We start from the raw sequence: 20,653 nt of genomic DNA, 5'->3' as shown, positions 1-20,653 counted from the left end.
CCGCGCGCCCGGCGCGCATTCGGTGTGCGGCTACAGCGTGGCCGCGCTCTCCACGAACTCGAAGGCCTCGACGATGTCGCCGACCTTCAGGTCGTTGAAGTTCTGCAGCGTGATGCCGCATTCGTAGCCCTTGGCGACTTCCTTGACGTCGTCCTTGAAGCGCTTGAGCGAGGACAGCTCGCCGGTGTGCACCACGACGCCGCCGCGCAGCAGGCGGATCTTGGCGTTGCGCGTGATCTTTCCGTCGGTCACGCCGCAGCCCGCGATGGTGCCGATGCGGGAGATGTGGAACAGCTCGCGCACCTCGGCCTGGCCCAGGTAGTTCTCGCTGATCACCGGGGCGAGCATGCCCGCCATGGCGTCCCTGATCTCCCCGACCAGCTTGTAGATGATGTCGTAGAAGCGGATCTCCACCTTCTGCTGCTCGGCCACTTCCTTGATCTTGGCGGTGGGCCGCACGTTGAAGCCGATGATGATGGCTTCGGAGGCCGAGGCGAGCAGGATGTCGGACTCGGTGATGGCACCGGCGCCCGAGTGGATGATGCTGATCTTGACCTTGTCGGTGCTGGCCTTGGTCAGGGCGTCGGCGATGGCCTCGAGCGAGCCCTGCACGTCGGTCTTGACCACGAGGTTCAGCGTCTTGACCTCCTCGTCCGGGCGGGACTTGAGGAAGGACTCCAGGGTGACCTTGGTCTCCTTGGCCAGCTCGCGCTCGCGCTGCTTGGTCTGGCGCTCCTCCGCGATGCGGCGGGCGACCTTCTCGTCGGCCACGCAGACGAACTCGTCACCGGCCTCGGGCACGCCGTCGAAGCCCTGGACCTCGATCGGCATGGCCGGTCCGGCCTTCTTGAGCTTCTTGCCCTGGTCGCTGAACATGGCGCGCACCTTGCCCCAGTGCAGGCCGCAGACGTAGGCGTCGCCCTGCTTGAGCGTGCCCTCGGAGATGAGCACGGTGCCCAGCGCGCCGCGGCCCTTGTCGAGCTTGGCCTCGACGATGTGGCCGCGCGCGGGCTTGTCCGGGTTGGCGCGCAGGTCCAGCACCTCGGCCTGCAGCAGGATGAGCTCGAGCAGGTTGTCGATGCCCTGGCGCTGCTTGGCCGAGACGTAGGCGTAAATGGTCTCGCCGCCCCATTCCTCGGGCATGAGGCCGAGCTCGGAGAGCTCGCGCTTCACGCGGTCGGGGTTGGCGCCTTCCTTGTCCATCTTGTTCACGGCCACGACGATGGGCACCTTGGCCGCGCGGGCGTGGTTCACGGCCTCGCGGGTCTGCTCCATGACGCCGTCGTCGGCCGCGACCACCAGGACCACGATGTCCGTGACCTCGGCGCCGCGGGCGCGCATGGCGGTGAAGGCCTCGTGGCCCGGGGTGTCCAGGAAGACGACCTCGCCGCGCTGCGTGGCCACGTGGTAGGCGCCGATGTGCTGCGTGATGCCGCCGGCCTCGCCCGCGGTCACGTTGGAGCTGCGGATGGCGTCGAGCAGCGAGGTCTTGCCGTGGTCGACGTGGCCCATGATGGTTACGACGGGCGGACGCGGCTTCAGGTCCTCGGGCTTGTCGGCCTCGGCCGGGATGATGAAGCTCTCCTCGGAGAAGCCCACCTTCTCGATCTCGTAGCCGAACTCGCCGGCCACCACGGTGGCGGTGTCGATGTCCAGGGACTGGTTGATGGTCGCGAGCACGCCGAGTCCCATGAGCACGCGGATGATCTCCGGCGCCTTGATGCCCATCTGGTGGGCCAGGTCGCCCACGCGGATGGCGTCCTCGACGCGGATCTTGCGCTTGGCGGCCTTCATGGGCTGGGTGATGGGCTGCGGCACGGCCTGACGGTTCTTGGGCTGCATCAGATGCGCCGGGACCGAGTCCTCGCGCCTGCCGGTGCCGGGACGCTCGCCCCGCTTGCCCTTCTTGCCCTTCTTGCCGGGCTTTCCGGCGTCGCCGCCCGGGGTGCGCGGCGGCACGGCGGCCTTGGGCGCCTCGCTCGGCACGTCGCGGTATTCCACCACGCGGCGGTCGCGCTTGGGACGGTCGGCATCGGTTCCGGCTGCCGGAGCGCCCGGGCGTCCCCGACCCGGCGCGGCCGGAGCGGCGGGGGCGGCGGGACGGGCCTTGACCTCGGAGGGGTCGGGCCTCGAAATGACACGGACCTGCGGCCCGCTGAACTTTTCCTTCTTCTTGTCCTTCTTCTTGCCGCGGCGATCGCCCTTGTCCTCCTCGGAGGACGCTTCGGCGGCTTCGGGAGCCTCGGCCTCGGCGGCGGCCTCCGTCTCGGACTCCACGGCGGCCTGGGCGGGAGCCTCGGCCTCGGGCGCGGCCTCGGGGGCTTCGGGCGCGGCTTCCTCGGCGGTGGCTTCGGCTGCGGGGGCCTCGGACTCGGCGGGGGCTTCCTTTTCCTCGGCGGCGGGGGCGGCGGGGGCGGCCGTCTCCGCGTGGGCGGGCCTGATGATGCGCGCGGTCGGCTGGGCCTCGGGCCTGGCCTCGGCGCCCGCCTCGGCGGCGGGAGCCTCCTCGGACACGGCCTCGACGGCAGGGGCCTCCTCGGCCTCGACAGCCTCCTCGGCCTCGACGGCCTCGGGCGCTTCCTCGACCTCGGCGGCCTCGGCCTCCTCGGCCTCGGGGGCCTCCTCCTCGGAGGCGGACGCCGTGAGCTTCTTGCGGCGGCGCCGCACGACTCCCGGCTGGACCTCCTTGATGACTTCGGTCACGGTCACGCCCTGGGCGAAGCGCTGGCGAACCAGCTTGGCCTCGTCTTCCTCAAGCGTGCTGACCTGGCTCTTGACCGGAATGTCCAGGTCACGCAGCACCTGAAGGATCTCCTTGTAACTCACGCCGAGGTCGGCGGCGAGATCCCGTACCTTGATATCAGCCATCAAAAACCCCCTTGCATTTCTTCCGCCACCCTTTCACAGCTGGCAGCCGCGCTTGGCACTCTTCGCGTCCGCAGCAGTACACGCCGCGTCCGGGAAGCCGCTGTTCCGGGTCGGGAACGAGCGGCTCGTCCGGCCGGCCTGGGCAGACGTAGCGCATAAGGCTCCATTTTTCAAAACGGCCGCGGCAGACCACGCAGGTCCGCTGCGGCACGTGATTACTCTTGCTCGCCATCGTCCTTTGCAGGCTCCTCGGCGGCTTCCTCGGTCGACTCCTCGGCAGGCTCCTCGGTCGGCTCCTCGGGAGCGGCCTCGGCAGCGGGCTCTTCGGAAACCGTCTCGGCTTCCTCGTCCGCATCCGCCTCCTCGGCGTCTTCCTCCTCGACGGGCTTGCTCGGCATGAGCAGGCGGACGGCGGCCATGATGTGGCCGATCTTCTCCTCGCTCATGCCCTCGATGGCCAGCAGGGTCTCCTCTTCGGCCTCGGCGAGCGATTCCAGCGTCTCGAAGCCCGCGTTCAGGAAGCGCTCGACCGGCATCTCGGCCACGGAGGCGACCTGCTCCAGGACCTCGCGGGCCGCGTGCAGCTCGCCGTAGCGGGTCTCGGTGAAGATGTCGATCTTCCAGCCCAGCAGCTTGGAGGCCAGCTTCACGTTCTGGCCCTTGCGGCCGATGGCCAGGGTCAGCTGGTCGTCGGGCACCACCACCTCGAGGAGCTTGTCGTCCTCGTCCACGGTGATGCGCGTGATCAGCGCCGGGGAAAGGGCGTTGCGCGCGTAGTCGGCGATGTCGGGCCGCCAGACCACGATGTCGATGCGCTCGCCGCGGAACTCCTGGACCACGGCCTGGATGCGGCTGCCGCGGATGCCCACGCACGCTCCCACCGGATCCACGTCGCGGTCGCGGGAGGTGACGGCAACCTTGGCGCGGCTGCCCGGATCGCGGGCCACGCCCATGATGCGCACCGTGCTGTCGGCCACCTCGGGCACCTCGCGGCGGAAGAGGGCGGTCATGTAGTCCGGGTGCGAACGGGAGATCACGACCTGCGGGCCGCGGCCTTCCTTCAGAACATTGATGATGAAGCCCTGCACGCGGTCGCCGCGCTTGTAGCGCTCTTTCGGGATCTGCTCCTCCTTGGGAAGGAGCGCCTCGGTGCGGCCGAGGTTGATGATCCAGCCGGTGCGGTCGCGGCGCTGGATGATGCCGGAGACGATCTCGCCCACGCGGTCCTTGTATTCCTCGTAGATGATCTCCTGCTCGGCGTCGCGCATGCGCTGGATGATGACCTGCTTGGCGCTCTGGGCGGCGATGCGGCCCAGGTCCATGACGTCGAGCCGAAAGCCCAGGTCGTCGTCCAGCTCCACGTTCGGGTCGTGCAGCTTGGCTTCCTCGAGGGATATCTCGGACAGCGGGTCCTCGACCTCGTCGACCACGACCTTGAACTGGAAGACTTCCATCTCGCCGGTGTCGTCGTTGAACGTCACCTCGACGTCGATGGTCTCGCCGTACTTGCGGATGACGGACGAACGCACCGCCTCTTCCAGCGTGTCCACGAGCAGCTCGCGGTCGATTCCGCGGTCCTTGCTGATCTGGTCGATGGCCTTTTTCAGTTCCGTGCTCATGACCCCTCCGGGGAAATCAAAATCTCTGATGCCGAGTGAAAATCTACCGAGGTTGCTTGCCTTTCTTCACCGCGTCCCAGTCGGTGACGCGCAGGCGGCATTTGGACACGTTCGCCCAGGGCAGGACGTAGTCCTCGCCGTCCACCTCGACCTTCAGGGAGTCGTCGGTCACGGCCAGCAGCACGCCCTTGTAGTTGCGCCGGGCCGGATCCGCGGACGTCGGCGTGTGGAGCTTCACCTCCACCGTGCCGCCCACGTGGGGCCTGACCTGGTCGAGCCTGAAGAACGGGCGCTCCAGTCCGGGCGAGGAGACCTCGAGCCTGTAGCGTCCGGGGACGGGATCCTCCACGTCCAGGAGCAGGCTCAGGTGGCGGCTCGTCTTGGCGCAGTCGTCCACGTCCACGCCGCCCTCGCGCTCGATGAACACGCGCACGACCAGCTGTCCATCGCCGCCGACGGTCTCGATGCCCCACAGCGTGAGGCCGAGGCCTTCGATCACGGGGGCGAAAAGGGTTTCCAGGGTCTGTGCGAGATTCATGTCCATCGTGTGCCCGTCCTTGCCAGCGGACCACCCGCGGCGCCAAATAAAAAGGTGGCCCAAAGCCACCTTCCAGCGCCACCAACAGAAGGCCCGGTCCGGCCGAGGCCGGAGCGGAATTTGGAGCGGGCGACGGGGATCGAACCCGCGACACCAAGCTTGGGAAGCTTGTACTCTACCAGCTGAGCTACACCCGCTCGGGAACGCAGTTATCTAGCACATCGCATTTTGATGTCAAGAGGGAGGAGAAAAAGAGAATACGGGGCGCGGGGTCGCCGGGCGGAAGGCGATCCGTCCCCTTCCGCGAAGCCGCTCCCGGAGCCCGGCCTGCAGACCGGAAACCGCGGCGCAGTGGAAAGGGGACGTGCGATCCCTTTGTCTCCTCTCGTCTTCCCCCCCCGTCCGAACCGGGCCGCGCGCGTCGTCCCGGAAGAGGGGGCGCCCTCCGCCAGGGCCTCCGCCCGGGCCTTCTCCGGGCGAGGCCCGGCGTTCGGCGTGCTGATCTCGCCCGCCTCGACGCGGCAGAGCGGATCGGAATCCCTACTCCTGCTCCCCTTTTGGATTCCGAGCATTATTTTTATATGTAAGATACAATGATAAAAGAATATTTTCGCGCGAAAAATAATTCCACCGACAGGCGTTTTGGGAAAGTCTCGGGCCCCGATCAACAAACATTCCGGGGGAAGGACAACCATGAAATGGTTCTATGATCTCAAGACGTCTTCAAAGATCCTCTTCGCGTTTCTGCTGCTGACGGCGGCCATGCTCGTGGTGGCCTTCCTCGGCATCCAGAAGATGTCCGACATCAACTCCATGGCGGACGACATCTACAACAAGGAACTCCTCGGCATCTCCTACGTCAAGGAGGCCAACATCAACCTCATATACAGGGACAGGGCGCTGAAGAACATGCTGCTCTCCTCCAGCGCGGAGGACAGGGACAGGTACAGGCAGGACGTCGGGAAGTACGGCAAGGCGTATCTCGATTACCTGGCCCGGGCCCGGCCGCTCTTCTATTCCGAAAGGTCCAAGCAGCTTCTGGGCGAGTTGGACAGGTACATCGCCGACTACAAGCCGGTCCTGGACCATATCCTCTCCATGGCGCAAGCCGACGAGCTCCAGGACAAGCGCGATTCCGTCGACCTCTCCATGACCACGGGGCGCGAGAAGCTGGACAAGGTCGACGCGGCCATGACCGACCTGACCCGCGTCAAGGAGTCCAACGCCAAGGACTACTCGGTCGAGACGACGCGCATCTACGAATCCAACCGCTTCCTGCTCCTCGTTGTCGCCTGCGTCAGCGCGGCCTTCGGCATCCTCCTCGGGTTCGTCATCTCCCGGGCCATCAGCGCCCCTCTGCTGCGCGGCGTCGAATTCGCCAAGAGCCTGGCCCAGGGGGATCTCGACCAGATCATTCAGATAGACCGCAAGGACGAGGTGGGGCAGCTCGCCGCTGCTCTGAACGGCATGGTCCACAAGCTCCGGGAGATCGTGTCCGAGGTCAAGGCAGGCGCCGAGAACGTGGCTTCCGGGTCGGAGGAGCTCGCCGCCACGGCCGAGACCCTCTCCCAGGGGGCCACGGAGCAGGCCTCGAGCGTGGAGGAGGTCTCCTCGTCCATGGAGCAGATGGCCTCCAACATCCAACACAATGCCGAGAATTCCGATCAGACCGAGCGGATGGCCGTCAAGTCCGCCGCCAGCACCGAGGAAGGCGGCCGGGCGGTGGCGCAGACCGTGCAGGCCATGAAGGAGATCGCGTCGAAGATCACCATCATCGAGGAGATCGCCCGGCAGACCAACCTCCTGGCGCTGAACGCGGCCATCGAGGCGGCCCGGGCCGGGGAGCACGGCAAGGGCTTCGCCGTGGTCGCGGCCGAGGTGCGCAAGCTCGCCGAGCGCAGCGGCATGGCCGCGGCCGAGATATCCACGCTCTCCTCGGAGTCCGTCGCCGTGGCCGAGAGCGCCGGGCGGATGTTCACCGCCATCGTCCCGGACATCAAGAAGACGGCCGACCTCGTGCAGGACATCGCCGCCGCCTCCAAGGAGCAGGACGCGGGCGCGGACCAGATCAACAAGGCCATCCAGCAGCTCGACCAGGTCATCCAGCAGAACGCCTCGGCCGCCGAGGAGATGGCCTCGACCACGGAAGAGCTGTCCAGCCAGTCGGAGCAGCTTCTGTCCACGGTCAACTTCTTCCGCCTGAACAGCCACGGAGGCGCCCCGCGGCCGCGCGCGGCCGCGGCTTCGCTCGCCGCGGCGAAGACCCCGGCCAGGCGGTCCGCTTCCCTGAAGAAGGCCCCGGCCCTCAAGCTGGACATGGCCTCCGAGGACCTGGACGCCGGTTTCCAGAAATTCTAGCGCTGCCCCGCGCAGCGTCCGCCCGGCCCCGGCCGCCCGAAAGGGACGGCCGGGGCCTCGTTTTCGTGGCGGCGATCCGCCGGATCGGGTAAGGGAGGGGCATGATCTCCCCACGGTTCGCCCTCCTCGCCGTCGCCTCGGTCCTCCTCTATCTCGGGCTGGCCGTGCTCGGCTGGGGCGGGGTCGCCGCCTTCTTCGCCGATCCGGCGCGACTCGCCCTGGCCGCGGTCACGCTCGCCCTCACGGGCGCGTCGCTCTTCAGCGGCGGCACCCTGAGCCCCGGCGTGCGCGAGGACCGCTCCAACCGCTGGGTCATCGCGGTCTTCTCGCTGCTCGGGCTGCTGCTCGCCTGGCTCCCGGCCTACACGGACAGGCTGGGCTTCCTGACAATCGACGGCGACGCGGTGCGCTGGCTCGGCGTCATCCTCTACACCCTCGGCGGGGCGCTCAGGCTCTGGCCGGTCTTCGTGCTCGGCAACCGCTTCAGCGCCCTGGTGGCCATCCAGCCGGGGCACAGGTTGGTCACGGACGGCATATACGGCGTGGTGCGCAACCCCAGCTACCTCGGCGTGCTCGTGAACGCCCTGGGCTGGGCCCTGGCCTTCCGCTCGCTTCCCGGCGTGCTGGTCGCTGCCTGCTTCCTGCCGCTGCTCCAGGCCCGCATGCGCTCGGAAGAGAAGCTTCTGCGCGCGCAGTTCGGCAGCGAATACGACGCCTACTGCGCCCGCACGCCCCGGCTCGTGCCGGACCTTTCGCGCTGGCTGCGGGGAAAGGGGAGGGGAGAGAAGAACTAGGGGGAAGACGGCGGATGGCGGGGTGAAAGGCGAAGAGGACTTTTCGCGGTTCGGTCGGTAAATCTTACACTCTGGGATGAAAATATTTGTATAAGAACTTTAAATGAAAGGACAAAATACTTGGACCAGTTCTTGCTTCGCTTGGCGAACGGCAATCGGGCCGGCTGGGGCCGAGGGGGCTCCTGATGGCCGGGGTCGATGAACCAAAGGAAACCCGCATGAACCGCATCGCCAAATCCCTGTTCATTCTCGGCATGATCGTCCTCGCCGCGGCGTCGGCCGTGGCTGCCCAGGCTTCGACGCTCTATTACACCGGCTCCTCGGGTGCGTATTCCGCCTCCGCGCTGTTCAGCCTGACGGGCAATTCCCTGACCGTCACGCTGGCCAACACGTCCACGGCCGACACGACCTCGCCGAGCGCCGTGCTGACCGGGCTCTTCTTCGACGTGGACGGCGGGTACACGCTGACCCCGGTGTCCGCCGCGCTGGCCGGATCGACCGTCTATTACGGCTCCCTGAGCGACGTGGGCGACGGCTGGGGCTTCAAGCAGAGCACGCTCGACCTGATCGCGGACTACAACAGCTTCATCAGCGCCTCCGGGGCGCTCTCCGGCCTCGGCCACAGCAACTTCTCGAGCCATCACCACAAGCTCGGGGGCGCCGACTACGGGCTGCTCAGCGCCGGTTTCACCAACCCCGGCGCGAAGAACAAGAAGGGGCTCAGCAAGCAGGGGCCGCTGATCGACGACTCGGTCATCTTCACCTTCCACGCCTCCGACGGCTTCAGCCTGGACGACCTCGCGGACAGCGTGGCCTTCCAGTACGGCACGTCCCTGTGCGAGACCCGGGTCACGGGCTACGATCCGCCCACGCCCACTCCCGAGCCCTGCACCATGCTCCTGATGGGGGCGGGCGTGCTCGGCACGGTCGTCGCCCGCCGTCGCGCCCGCGCGGTGGAGCGTCGGGATTCTTAACAAGTCGTAAGGATTCTCCGACACTCCCGGCCAGGGCGCTGTAAACGCACCATCCGCAGCGCCGCCGCGAAAGATTCGGGCCCTCGCGTATTTCAACATGCGCGAGGGCCCGAGCTTTTTTCTGCTCCTTGCATCCGACGCTTTTTGAGCGCCCTGGAAGTGGAGCTTGCCGTGACCCGGCTCTACGTCGTCAGGACGATCTTGCCCACATTGGCGCCGGACTCCATGTAGTCCTGGGCCGCGGCGGCCTGCTCGAAGGGGAAGGTGCGGTCCACGACCGGGCGGAGGGTATTGTCCGCGAAGCGGGGGAGCCAGCGCCGGGCGAAGCGCCGGACCATGGCGCGCTTGGCCTCCTGGGGGCGCGACTTCATGACCGTGCCGATGATGCGCAGACGCTTCCGGAGGATCCTGGCGAGGTCGATCTCCGCCTTGGCGCCGCCCAGCAGGCCCACCTGGATCAGGCGTCCGCCTTCGGCCAGGGCCTCGACGTTCGGCGCGAAGTTCGGGCCGCCGATGAAGTCGACGACCACGTCCACGCCCTTGCCGCCCGTCTCCTCCAGCACGCGCACACGGAAGTCCTCGGACCTGTAGTCGATGGCCGTGTTTGCGCCGAACTCCCTGACCCGCGGAAGCTTGGCGCGGCTGGCCGTGGCGAAGACGCGCGCGCCCGCGGCATGGGCCAGCTGGACCGCGGCGGAGCCCACGCCCCCCGCCGCGGCGTGGATCAGCGCCGTACCGCCGTCTTCCAGGCCGCCCAGGTGGAACAGCGCCTCGTGCGCGGTGACGAAGACCTCTGGGATGGCCGCCGCGTGCGCGAAGTCCATGCCTTGGGGGACCGGCATGGCCATGCCCGCGTCCATGCGCGCGACCTCGGCGTATGCCCCGCCCCCGACGATGCCCATGACGCGCTGCCCGGGGGCGAAGTCCGCGACGGCCGCGCCCGCGGCCACGACCTCGCCCGCGAGCTCGAGCCCCAACAGCTCCGAGTCGGCAAGCGGCTGGTCGGCATACATCCCCTGGCGCTGCAGGATGTCCGCCCGGTTGACGCCCGCCGCGCGCACGCGCACGAGCAGGTCGTTTTCGCGCAACTCAGGCTCCGCGACGTCCGCGAGCCGCAGCACGTCCGCCGGGCCGAAACGATCCATGACGATGGCCTTCATGGCGTCCTCCTTTTTCAGGCTTGTCCGCGAAAGAGTTTTCCATCGCCCAGCATACCCGCCTCGGGCCCCGGAGGCGACACAATCTTCCCGAACGCCGCAACCGGCCGTCCACGCCCGGCCGCCCATGCCCGCCCGGCCACGCCCGGTCAGCGGCGCGTTCGGCATCCCGAGTTTCGTGTGCGAAGGGGGGGCAAGGGCATCGCCCGTGTGCAGGGAGGGTGCAGGGAGGGGGCGCACAGCCCCTCCCTGCCCGCCGGAGGCATCTCTGCCTCAGCCCAGCCGCGGCTCGATGACCGTGAGGGCGATCTCGTCCGCCATGCGGGCCAGGGCGGCGCGCACCTGCGGCTCCAGCCCCACGGGGAAGGAGAGGCGCAGCGCGGCGCGGTGCTTGTCGAGCACCGTGAAGAGGGCGAGGTTGTCGTGCGCTTCCAGGAGGAAGCGGAAGCGCGCGATGTCGGACGGGGGGAGGGTGACGTAGAGGCGGGCCGAGCGGTCCGCCTCCGGATCACGCCCTAGAGGACGTCGTGACCGTCTTGTGTTACGCAAACCATGTACTCCCAGCGCACGCCGCCCCATTCGGGGTAGTAGAGGCCCGGCTCCACGGTGACGACCATGCCGGGCTGCAGGATGTCGCTCGCCGTGGGCGCGAGGCTCGGGGGCTCGTGGGTCTGCAGCCCGATGCCGTGGCCCAGCGCGTGGGTGAAGAAGCGTTCCTGGCCGTAGCGCTCGAAGACCGCGCGCGCGGCGAGGTAGGCGTCGCGCACGAGAAGGCCGGGGCGGATGATCTTGAGTGCCGCGTCCTGCGCCTCGCGGACCATGTCCACCACGTGGCGGAAGCGGTCCGAGGGCGTGTCGCCGACCCAGAAGGTGCGGGTCTGGTCCGAGCAGTAGTCGTCCAGGCGGCAGCCCATGTCGATGAGCACGAGGCCGGACTCGGGCACGGCCGTGTGGCCGGGGATGGCGTGGGGCAGCGCGGCGTTCTGGTTGACGCCGACGATGGTGGAGAAGGAGAGCTCGGTGGCGCCGTGCTCGCGGAAGTACTTTTCCAGCTCCCAGGAGACCTCGTATTCCGAGCGGCCGGGCACGAGGAAGCCGGGCGCGGCGGAGAAGGCCGCGTGGTTCAGGGCGCAGGAGCGGCGCATGGCCTCTATCTCGGCCGCGTCCTTGAAGAGGCGGATGCCTTCCACGATGCCGGTGGCCGGGGTGAAGGGCAGGCCGTCGGACAGCGACTCCCAGGTCCTGTGCGAAAGCGCGTCGGACTCCACGCCCATGGTCGCGCAGTTCTGGCCCTTGAGGAAGGCGTTGATGTCCGCGTCGCGCGGGGCGCGGTAGATGTGGATGGCGTCGGCCGCCCACAGCCGCTTGGCCGCGTCCTCGTAGCGCGGGTCCGTGAGCAGCACGTCGCGCCCGTCGCGGTGGATGAGCAGCATGCCCGCGGACTCGTTGCACTGCGGGTCATGCAGCTCGAAGCCGGAGAGGTAGAAGCGGTTGGCCGCGTGGGCCACGAGCAGTGCGTCCAGTCCCTTTTCCGCCAGCTTCGCGCGCACCCGCTCGCGGCGGGCGGCGAAGACGTCGGAGGAGGTGGCGGAGCCGGCCTCGGTCGTCGTGTCGGAAGAAGTCATTGTGCGTGCCTGGATGGCTAGAGTGTGTAGGTGGTTTCCCTGGTGTCCGAGAGCATCCGTTCGGCCCATTCCACGCCCTGCATGACGGAGTGGTCCATGTTCGCCACCTCGTATTTCCAGCCGCCGAAGCGGCCGCGCGAGAAGACGGAGCGCTCCTCCAGCCAGGGCTGGACGATGCCGAGCGCCTTGTCGCGGCCGAGGGTGGGCACGGGATAGCCGTATTCCACGTCGTGCTGCCAGGCGCTGACCACTTCGGTCCCGGGATGCGTCAGGGTCGTGTTCTCGAGGCCACGCAGGGTATGCTCCAGGACCGCGGTTTTGTCCACCGGCTTGTGGGGCGAGGACGAGGTCTCGGCCATGAGGCCGCGCTGGCGGCCGGGTTCGGCCACGTTGTTGGGCGAGTAGTTGTGGAAGTTCGTCACGCGGTAGAAGGGGCAGTCGTCCTCGGGGAAGTACATCCAGCAGGTCGGGTCCTCCCTGGTGTCGGCCACGCCCACGCCCGCCACGTGCACGCTGTTGTGGGCAAGGCTCTTCGCGGCCTCGCGCACCGCGTCCGGCGCCCCGCTCATAAGCGAGCCCGCGAGCAGGTCCAGCGGCATGGTGGAGAGCAGATGCTCGTAGGCGAAGACGCGGCCGTCCGCCGTGCGCACTTCCTTCCTCACGGGGTCCACGGCCGCGGCCTCGGCGTCGTAGACCACCCGGTCCGCGATGCGCGCTGCCAGGCGGCGGAAGATCTCGCCCGTGCCGCCGCGCAGCGGGAAGCCGAAGGTGTTGTTCGGCCCCCAGGCCACGTCGTCCTCCCCGAGCACGATGGTGCGCAGCACCTGCTCCAGGGAGACGACGCTGACGCGCTCGCCGATCCAGCGATAGCCCATGAGCGCGGGCGGCGTGGCCCAGACCTTGAAATTGTAGGGCGCCATGAACAGGCGGCTGATGCCCTTGCCGAAGACCGTCTCGCACCACTGCAGGAAGTTTTCGGGCTCGCCCTCCGGCCTCCTGCCGGGCAGAAGCTCGCGCACGCATTCCCAGCGCAGCTCGGGCGGCAGGTGGCGGATGTTGTTCTGGAAGGGGTAGGGCACCCAGCCGCCCGCGATGCGCACCGACGAGATGCGCTGGTGCCTGAGCACGTCCTCGCCCAGGAGCGAGTCGAGGAGCGAGTCGAAGTAGGCGTAGTGGGAGAAGACGACGTGGCCGCCGATGTCCCAGGTGAAGCCCGCGCCGTCCGTGAAGCTGGCCGCGAGTCCGCCCGCGTGGCCGTGGCGCTCGAGGACGAGGAACGAGTCCTCGCCGAGCTCCCGCAGGCGGTTGGCGGCGGCCAGGCCCGTGGGGCCCGCGCCGAGGATGAGGTAGGTGCACGAGGTGGTGGTCACGCGGCTCTCCCGGAAAAGAAATGTGCCTGCCCGCGTCCGGCGGAACTGGGCAAAGTTTTGGCAGATCGTTCGCCGGGCGAATGATTTGCAGAATGCGTGCCAGCAGCGCCCCTCAGGGCCGCGTCCCGCCCGGGTGTCCGGGGCGCCGGGAGTCCCCGGTCAGTCCGTGGGGAAGCCGCGCGCGGCCAGAAGCTCGCGGTAGAGCGTCTCTGTGCGCTCCACCTTGCGCTCCAGGGTGCAGGAGGCGGCAAGCTCGCGGCTGGACGCGGCGAAGCGCTCGCGCCGCGCGGCGTCCGCGGCCATGTCCAGCAGCCCCTTGGACAGGGCCGAGGGATCGCCGGGCGCGACGATCAGGCCGCGGCCCTCGATCAGCTCGGGCACGCCGCCCACTGCCGTGGAGAGCACGGGCAGCCCGGTCAGGCAGGCCTCGAGCAGGGTGTTGGGCAGGGACTCGGAAAGCGAGGAGATGACGAAGGCGTCGAAGATCTGGAGGTAGTCGGCCACGGCCGGGGTGCGCGGGATGAAGCGGAAGAGCTCGGCCACGCCCAGCTCCTCGGCCAGCGGGGTCCACTTCTCCGGGCTCGCGCCCACGAGGACCAGGCGGCCGGAAAAGCCCTCGGCCTTGGCCAGGGCCGCGCCGCGCACGAGCTCGGCCACGCCCTTGACCGGCTTGTCGCCCGTGATCGAGCCGACGACAAGCGTGTCGCGCGGGATGCCGAGCTCTGCGCGCACGGCGTCGCGCGAGCGGGCGGGCGAGACGCGGGTGGGCGGCACGCCGTTGTAGATGACGCGCAGCCTGCCGCGCGGTGTGCCGATGCGGGCCAGGACCTTGGCGCAGGCCATGGAATTGACGGTCACGGCGTCCACGCCGGGCGACCACCAGGGCAGCGGGTTGCCCGGCCGGTAGCAGACGCCCCGGTTGAGCAGGACCACGGACTTGCGGCCGGAGAGCTTCCAGACGAGCCCCCACAGCGAGGCCAGCTTGCAGGCCTTGTTGTGGAAGGCGTGCACCACCACGGGCTCGTTCTTGGCGGGCAGCACCGCCTCCACTGCGGCGCGCCAGCGCGAGCGCCTGGCGGGCAGGACGCGCGAGGGCACGCTCGGGTCGATGGAGGGCAGGGGCGAGCCCTCGGGCGCGAAGAGGGTCAGGTCGTGGCCCTTCTCGCACAGTCCCCTGGCCAGGTAGATGGCCTGGCGCGAGCCGCCGCTGGCCGTGGACGAGGAGGTTAGGAAGATGATTTTCACCGCGTGTTCCTTGCCGCGCGCACAAGTCCCTTCCAGTCCACGTCCATGAGCACGGGGCAGAAGATGCCCACGGTGGCGCCCACGAGCAGGCCGAAGAAGACGTCGCTCGGCGAATGCCAGGAAAGATAGATGCGCGAGAAGGCCACCGCAGTGCCGAAGCAGGCCAGGAGCAGCGTCTTCCAGCGGGCCGGGCGGTCCAGCGTCAGGGCCGTGGCCTGGCCGAAGATCTCGGCCGTGTGGCCCGAGGGGCGCGCGTGGTGGCTGGCGTCGAAGGTCCAGGGCTCGGGCAGGCGGTTTGAGGCGTCCGGCCGGGGCACACCGAGCGAGATCTTGGCGATGCGCACGACCAGGAAGCAGAGCAGGAACTGCAATGCCGCGAAGGTCAGCCAGTAGCGCACGCGCGGGCGGTTCCCCCGGCGCCAGGCGAGGATCAGCGTCGCCGCGGCCGGGGCGTAGAGGCAGAGGTTGCCCCAGTCCGAGGCCAGGGTGAAGAGGCGATGGAGGAGGGGATGCGCGGCGCGGTGCGCCCGGAAGAAGACGTCCACGGCCGCGTCGCTGCCGATGGACAGGCGCAGCAGCCCCAGCACCAGGAGCAGGGGCAGGCAGCAGGCCAGCCAGTGGCCGAGCAGCACGGGCAGGTCGCGGCGCGTCATGCCGCCGTCCGTGGTTTGCGTCGCGGGGAGATGGTGCATCTGTGGTTCATCGCGAAAGGCGCTCATCCGTTGTCCATGCCGGGGGCTGCCCGGCTCATGCCCGGCTCCGGGGCCGGTTCTGCCGCGTTGCGGCCAGGCCCGCCAGCCAGTCCGTCAGCCGCGCGGCCTGCGCGCCGATCTCGAAGCGTTCGCGGCAGGCGGCCAGCGCCGCCCCGCGCAGGCGCGCGAGCTCTTCGTCCGGGACGGAGAGCAGCGTGCGCAGCGGCTGCGTGAGGTCGTTTTCGTCCGCGTCGCTTTGGGCTGCGGGCGCGGGCGTGGTCAGGAAAGGCGAAAGTTCTTCCGGCCAGACCTCCGCCACGCCGCCCACGTTGCGCGCGATGGGCGCGAGCCCGGCGGCCATGGCCTCGAGCAGGGTGTTCGGCAGTCCCTCCGAGCGCGAGGCCAGGACGAATATCTCGGCTTGCGCCAGGAAGGGCTGCACACTGGCCTGAAAACCGAGGAAGGTCAACTTTTCCGCGATCCCGAGGGCGTCGGCCAGGGCGCGCAGGGCCTCGGCCTCGCGCCCCTCGCCCACCACGTCCAGGCGGAAGTCGAGCCCCTCGGCCGCGAGCCTCGCCAGGGCGCGCAGCACGTCGGCGTGCCCCTTGTCCGCGTTCAGCTGCGAGGTCATGACCAGGCGGCGGGGGACGCCCGGAGCCTGGGCCGCCGCGGGCAGGGCGCCCGCGCACGGCTTGCCCGTGCGGATGACCGTGATCTCGTCGGGGCGCAGGAAGGAGACCTCGTCCAGCATCTCGTCCTTGATGTACTCGCAGGGCGAGAGCAGGCGCGGCCGCACGAAGCGGTGCGTGAGGCGGACCTTCAGGGTGTCGCGCATGTCGCGCGGCAGGCCCACGCGGTGCACCACGGGCAGCCCGGCCAGCCGCGCGGCCACGCCCGCGGTGCGCAGGTCCTTGCCCACGTTGCAGACCACGACGTCGGTCTTCCAGGCCTTGAAGAGGCGCAGGAACCAGAGGATCATCGCCGGGCTGTAGTCCAGGCCGAAGCGCCGGGCCTCGACCGGAAGGCCGAGGGAGCGCGCCTTGTCCGCGAAGGGGCCGGGGCGGCAGGCGACGTGCGCGCCGTGGCCCGCGGCCGCAAGGCGCGCGGCCAGGTCCAGGGTCCAGGTCTTGACCCCGCCCCAGCGGCGTGTGGAGTTGACGAAGAGGACGTTCACCGGGCCTCGGCTCGGGAAGAAAGGAGCTTGGCCGCGAGGGAGGCGGCGCCGAAGCCGTTGTCGATGTTGACCACGCAAAGCCCCGCGGCGCAGGAGTTGAGCATGGAGAGCAGCGCGGCCACGCCGCCGAGCCCCGTGCCGTAGCCCACGGACGTGGGCACCGCGACCACGGGCTTGCCGAACATGCCCGCCACGACGCTCGGCAGCGCGCCTTCCATGCCCGCCACGACCACCAGCAGCCGCGCCCTGGACAGGGCCTCGGAATAGGGCAGCAGGCGATGCAGTCCGGCCACGCCGACGTCCGGCACGAAGCCCGCGGACAGCCCGAGGTAGCGGGCCGTGCCCAGGGCCTCCAGGGCCACGGGCGCGTCCGCCGCGCCCGCCGAGACGATCACGGCCTCGCCCTCGGCGGGAAAGGGGGCGGCCAGCGAAAGCGGCCTGCCCAGGCAGAAGAGCCGGGCGCGCTCCCAGTATTCGCCCTGCGCGAAGGCGCCGAGCAGCAGGGCGCCCTGGCGCGCGTCGCAGCGCGTGACCAGCGCGGGCAGCCCGGCCTCGGCCAGCCCGCCCACCGCCGCCAGCAGCTGGCGGTCGTCCTTGCCCTGGCCGAAGACGACCTCGTGCTGGCCCGTGCGCACGCCGCGCCCGGTGTCCAGGCAGACCCCCTCGGCGAGGCGGGCGTAAGGCTCCAGGGCCACGCGCCGCAGGGCCTCGTCCACCCCGAGGCTGCCCTCGGCCACCGCGGCCAGAACGCTGCGCAGATGTTCCTTGTCCATGGGGCCGGAAGCTATCCGCGCCGACCCGGGAGGTCAACCGCCCGTTCCTGGGATCGGACCGGCCCCTCTCCCCAGGTGCCCCCCGGTCCGGATTCGCGCACCTATTCCGATGGTTGGCCGCAGCGGGATTGTCCTTGGCGGAGAATGTCTGTATAGAAGTCGTGGCGAAAGCCGCGTATGCGTGCGCCTCGTGTCGCGAGCGTGACGACGCTCGGCAGGCAGACAAGGGACCAGACGCGACACGAATGCACTGCGGCGGGCTTCCGCGCGGCACGGCTCGGCGTGTTCCGCGGGCGTCACACTGGGAGAACATGCAGCACTCATCCTCAGCTTCCCCGAAGCGAGCCACCGCGAGGACGGCCCGTGGCGGCTAGCATCCTTTTCGTCGCCCAGCCCGCGGCGGTCACGGCGCACTTCAGCCGCCTGCGCGAGATGGGCTACGAGGTCGGCCTGGCCGAGAACCTCACCGGCGCCCTGTCCTTCATCAAGAAGAGCCGTCCGCTGTTCGTCTTTTCGCGCGTCCGCCTGCCCGGCTACAGGGTCGAGAACCTTCTGGGCGAGTCCGCCTCCGCCATGGGCGACTTTCCGCCCATCGTCATCTTCACCGAGCAGGGCACGGCCGATGAGGCGCGCAGGCTCCTCGAACTCGGCGCCCACGACTACTGGCTCGATCCCGTCTCCCTGGACAAGATCGAGGCCGTGCTGCCCAAGACGCCGCCCCCGGCCGAGGAGGCCCCTGCCGCCCAGGCCGCGCCCGCGCGCAAGGCCGAGCCCCAGCGCGGCGGCGCGGGCGAGATCATCGGCCGCCACCCCTCGGTCCTGCGCGTCCTGGCTTTGGCCAAGCAGGTCGCGGCCTCCAAGGCCACGGTCCTCATCTCCGGCGAGTCCGGCACCGGCAAGGAGCGCTTCGCCCGCTACCTCCACTCCCTCTCGGACCGCGCGGACAAGCCCTTCGTGGCCATCAACTGCGCGGCCCTGCCCGAGCACCTGCTGGAATCCGAACTCTTCGGCCACGAGAAGGGCGCCTTCACCGGCGCCATCGCCCGCAAGCTCGGCAAGTTCGAGCTGGCCTCCGGCGGCACCATCCTGCTCGACGAGATCTCCGAGATGGACATGGGCCTTCAGGCCAAGCTCCTGCGCGTGCTGCAGGAAGGCGAGATCGACCGCGTGGGCGGCCTGGACACGGTCAAGGTCGACGTGCGCGTCCTGGCCACCACCAACCGCAAGCTCGACGAGTACGTGCAGCAGGGCAAGTTCCGCCAGGACCTCTATTTCCGCCTGAACGTCATCCCCCTGCGCCTGCCCGCGCTTCGCGACCGCGGGGACGACGTGCTGCTGCTCGCGCAGTGGTTCGTGGACGGCTTCCGCAAGGCCTACGGCCTGCCCAGGCTCGCCTTCTCCGAGGAGGCCGTGGAGTGGATGCGCTCCTACGACTGGCCCGGCAACGTGCGCGAGCTGCAGAACCTCATGGAGCGCGCCGTGCTCCTGGCCGGAAACGGCCCCATCGAGTCGCGCCACTTCCTCCTCGACCCGGACGCCTGGGAGGTGCCCGAGGAGTTCGAGGAGGCCGGGCAGTGTACCCCGGGCGTCTGCGCCGCCGCCCCGGTCGCGGACGAGGCCGGGGGCGTCGGCGGCGAGGTCCTGCCGCTGGACGAGATGGAACGCCGCATGATCCTGAAAAGCCTCGACAAGACCCAGGGCAACCGCACCCAGGCAGCGGACCTCCTGGGCATCTCCGTGCGCACCCTGCGCAACAAGCTCGCGGAATACCGCAAGCAGGGCCTGGAAATTCCCTGAACCCGAACCCACGGCGCCGCGAGGCCCCCGTGGCAGGCGCCCTGCGCCCCGCGCGAGCTTCGCCGCGCAGGAGGCCAGAGCACATGTCCGTTCTCTCTTCCCAGGTCACCGACTACCTCGGCCGCTCTTCCTGGATCCGCAAGATGTTCGAGGAGGGCGCCAAGCTGAAGCAGCAGCACGGCGTCGACGCGGTCTGCGACTTCTCGCTGGGCAACCCCGACCTGCCGCCGCCGCTCGCCGTGCGCGAAGCCCTGTGCGAGATCGCCGAGACCATCGAGCAGCCCTTCAGCGTGGGCTACATGCACAACGCCGGATACCCCGAGGTGCGCGCCCGCCTGGCCCTCGAGGTGGCCGTGGAGCAGGACTGCCCGGTCAAGGCTGGCGACGTGATCATCACCTGCGGCGCGGCGGGCGGCCTGAACGCCCTGCTGCGCGCCGTGCTCGATCCGGGCGACGAGGTCCTGGCGCCCGCGCCCTTCTTCGTGGAATACGTCTTCTACACCCAGAACTTCGGCGGCGTCTTCAAGCCCGTGCCCGCCAAGGACCTGACCTTCGACCTCGACCTCGACGCCTTCGAGGCGGCCATCACCGAGAAGACCCGCGTGGTCCTGGTCAACTCGCCCAACAACCCCACCGGCGCCATCTACTCCCGCGAAGACCTCGAGGCCCTGGCCGCGCTCCTGGCGAAAAAGAGCGCCGAGTACGGGCGGCCCATCTACCTCCTGGGCGACGAGCCGTACCGCTTCCTGGCCTACGACGGCGCCAGGGTGCCGCCGCTCCTGCCGCTCTACCCGTACTCCGTGGTGGTCAGCTCGTTCTCCAAGAACCTCTCCCTGGCCGGTGCCCGCGTGGGCTACATCGCGGTCAATCCGCACATGCCCGAGAAGGAGACCCTGCTCGGCGGCCTGACGCTGACCAACCGCATCCTCGGCTTCGTCAACGCCCCGGCCATCGCCCAGAAGGTCCTGCTCAAGGCCCTGGGCAACAGCGTGGACGCCTCCGTCTACGACGCGCGCCGCAAGGCCATGGCCGAGGTACTTACCGCCGCGGGCTACGAGTACGCCATGCCCAAGGGAGCCTTCTACTTCTTCCCCAAGGCCCCGGGCGGAGACGACGTGGCGTTCTGCCGCACCCTGGCCGAGAACCTCGTCCTGGCCGTGCCCGGCTCCGGCTTCGGCCGCTCCGGCTACTTCCGCCTCGCCTTCTGCGTGGAGGAGAAGTTCATCAGGAACAGCCTGCCCGGTTTCAAGAAGGCCATCGCGGCCTACAAGTAGGGACCCCCCGGAGACGGATGCCTCCGGCGGCCGGGGAGGGCGCTGCCCTCCCCGGACCCTCCCGCCAGAGAGGGGCTGCGCGCCCCTCTCTGGACTCTCCCGCGCGAGGCTCTGCCTCGACCCCCCTCGCGCGCGGCACGCCGGGCGACAGGCTGGAAGCAAGCCTGGGCGTGGCGGGCCGCAGGAACGAATCTGCCCGGGATATTTTACGATCCCGGGTAGATTCGTCTTCGGGGGAGGACTCTCGCGTACTGAGCAGCCGGGTGTGACTTTTTCCCTTCTTCTCTGCCGCTGCACACGACCGCGCCCGCCACGACCGGACCAACCGTCCCGCCGCTCACGGCCAAGCCCCGCGAAGCGCGCCAAAAAGTTTCGGAGGATGAGGGGGATGGGGT

17 protein-coding genes and 1 tRNA gene are annotated in these 20,653 nt (G+C 69.3%); 5 read left to right on the top strand and 13 right to left on the bottom strand.

The features are described from left to right. Positions 1-30: 30 nt before the first annotated feature. From infB to DSX2_RS01570, 5 genes are all read right to left on the bottom strand, one after another. Entirely contained in the window at positions 31-2,868 is a 2,838-nt protein-coding gene (gene infB / locus DSX2_RS01585) for a translation initiation factor IF-2 (protein ID WP_020879274.1), read from the bottom strand. Then, a complete protein-coding gene (locus tag DSX2_RS17890) occupies positions 2,861-3,100 on the bottom strand; it encodes a YlxR family protein (protein ID WP_084486353.1) in 240 nt (79 codons plus the stop codon). Before DSX2_RS17890 ends, infB begins: the two co-directional genes overlap by 8 nt. Then, entirely contained in the window at positions 3,084-4,487 is a 1,404-nt protein-coding gene (nusA, locus tag DSX2_RS01580) for a transcription termination factor NusA (protein WP_020879273.1), read from the bottom strand. Before nusA ends, DSX2_RS17890 begins: the two co-directional genes overlap by 17 nt. A 43-nt stretch (positions 4,488-4,530) precedes the next feature. Further along, on the bottom strand, positions 4,531-5,025 hold the full coding sequence (gene rimP / locus DSX2_RS01575) for a ribosome maturation factor RimP (protein WP_236615057.1): 495 nt from the start codon (positions 5,023-5,025) through the stop codon (positions 4,531-4,533). A gap of 121 nt (positions 5,026-5,146) precedes the next feature. Further along, positions 5,147-5,222, bottom strand: a tRNA-Gly gene (locus DSX2_RS01570). A 496-nt stretch (positions 5,223-5,718) separates the two neighbouring features. On the opposite strand from DSX2_RS01570, the gene DSX2_RS01565 reads away from it, so the two are divergent. The 3 genes from DSX2_RS01565 (at position 5,719) to DSX2_RS01555 (ending at position 9,151) form a co-directional block, all read left to right on the top strand. Further along, positions 5,719-7,383, top strand: coding sequence for a methyl-accepting chemotaxis protein (locus tag DSX2_RS01565; RefSeq protein ID WP_020879271.1), 1,665 nt, complete (start codon positions 5,719-5,721; stop codon positions 7,381-7,383). A 101-nt stretch (positions 7,384-7,484) separates the two neighbouring features. Further along, the gene (locus tag DSX2_RS01560) at positions 7,485-8,177 is read left to right on the top strand and encodes an isoprenylcysteine carboxylmethyltransferase family protein (protein WP_020879270.1); all 693 of its coding nucleotides are present in this window, start codon (positions 7,485-7,487) and stop codon (positions 8,175-8,177) included. Between the two features lie 218 nt (positions 8,178-8,395). Further along, positions 8,396-9,151, top strand: a complete 756-nt coding sequence (locus DSX2_RS01555; protein ID WP_035040155.1) for an XDD4 family exosortase-dependent surface protein — start codon at positions 8,396-8,398, stop codon at positions 9,149-9,151. Positions 9,152-9,333: 182 nt separating this feature from the next. On the opposite strand, the gene DSX2_RS01550 is transcribed toward DSX2_RS01555, so the two are convergent. The 8 genes from DSX2_RS01550 to larB all read right to left on the bottom strand — a co-directional run bounded on the left by DSX2_RS01550 (position 9,334) and on the right by larB (position 17,187). Continuing rightward, positions 9,334-10,311 (bottom strand): NAD(P)H-quinone oxidoreductase, encoded by a 978-nt coding sequence (locus DSX2_RS01550; RefSeq protein ID WP_020879268.1) that lies wholly within the window; start codon positions 10,309-10,311, stop codon positions 9,334-9,336. 270 nt (positions 10,312-10,581) lie between these two features. Further along, entirely contained in the window at positions 10,582-10,857 is a 276-nt protein-coding gene (locus tag DSX2_RS01545; RefSeq protein ID WP_020879267.1) for a DUF4911 domain-containing protein, read from the bottom strand. Beyond that, positions 10,824-11,933 carry a Xaa-Pro peptidase family protein gene (locus DSX2_RS01540; protein WP_020879266.1) on the bottom strand — a complete coding sequence of 370 codons (1,110 nt, stop codon included), beginning with the start codon at positions 11,931-11,933 and terminating at the stop codon, positions 10,824-10,826. Before DSX2_RS01540 ends, DSX2_RS01545 begins: the two co-directional genes overlap by 34 nt. 17 nt (positions 11,934-11,950) lie before the next feature. Further along, positions 11,951-13,303 (bottom strand): NAD(P)/FAD-dependent oxidoreductase, encoded by a 1,353-nt coding sequence (locus tag DSX2_RS01535; RefSeq protein ID WP_020879265.1) that lies wholly within the window; start codon positions 13,301-13,303, stop codon positions 11,951-11,953. 159 nt (positions 13,304-13,462) lie between these two features. Beyond that, complete coding sequence (locus tag DSX2_RS01530) at positions 13,463-14,548, bottom strand: glycosyltransferase family 4 protein (RefSeq protein ID WP_020879264.1); 1,086 nt, start codon at positions 14,546-14,548, stop codon at positions 13,463-13,465. Then, entirely contained in the window at positions 14,545-15,240 is a 696-nt protein-coding gene (locus DSX2_RS01525) for a phosphatase PAP2 family protein (protein ID WP_152512803.1), read from the bottom strand. The genes DSX2_RS01530 and DSX2_RS01525 overlap by 4 nt, the downstream gene beginning before the upstream one ends. 55 nt (positions 15,241-15,295) lie before the next feature. After that, a complete protein-coding gene (locus DSX2_RS01520; RefSeq protein WP_020879262.1) occupies positions 15,296-16,414 on the bottom strand; it encodes a glycosyltransferase in 1,119 nt (372 codons plus the stop codon). After that, complete coding sequence (gene larB, locus DSX2_RS01515) at positions 16,411-17,187, bottom strand: nickel pincer cofactor biosynthesis protein LarB (protein ID WP_020879261.1); 777 nt, start codon at positions 17,185-17,187, stop codon at positions 16,411-16,413. The genes DSX2_RS01520 and larB overlap by 4 nt, the downstream gene beginning before the upstream one ends. 363 nt (positions 17,188-17,550) lie before the next feature. Here larB and DSX2_RS01505 point away from each other — a divergent pair, with 363 nt between their 5' ends. Beyond that, the gene (locus DSX2_RS01505) at positions 17,551-18,984 is read left to right on the top strand and encodes a sigma-54 dependent transcriptional regulator (RefSeq protein WP_020879260.1); all 1,434 of its coding nucleotides are present in this window, start codon (positions 17,551-17,553) and stop codon (positions 18,982-18,984) included. An 83-nt stretch (positions 18,985-19,067) separates the two neighbouring features. Then, a complete protein-coding gene (locus DSX2_RS01500; RefSeq protein ID WP_020879259.1) occupies positions 19,068-20,258 on the top strand; it encodes a pyridoxal phosphate-dependent aminotransferase in 1,191 nt (396 codons plus the stop codon). Positions 20,259-20,653: the final 395 nt, after the last annotated feature.

Source organism: Desulfovibrio sp. X2, assembly GCF_000422205.1.
GTDB lineage: Bacteria > Desulfobacterota > Desulfovibrionia > Desulfovibrionales > Desulfovibrionaceae > Alkalidesulfovibrio.
The sequence above is the reverse complement of the archived record's forward strand: the minus strand, read 5'-3'. Positions and strand labels throughout refer to the sequence as shown.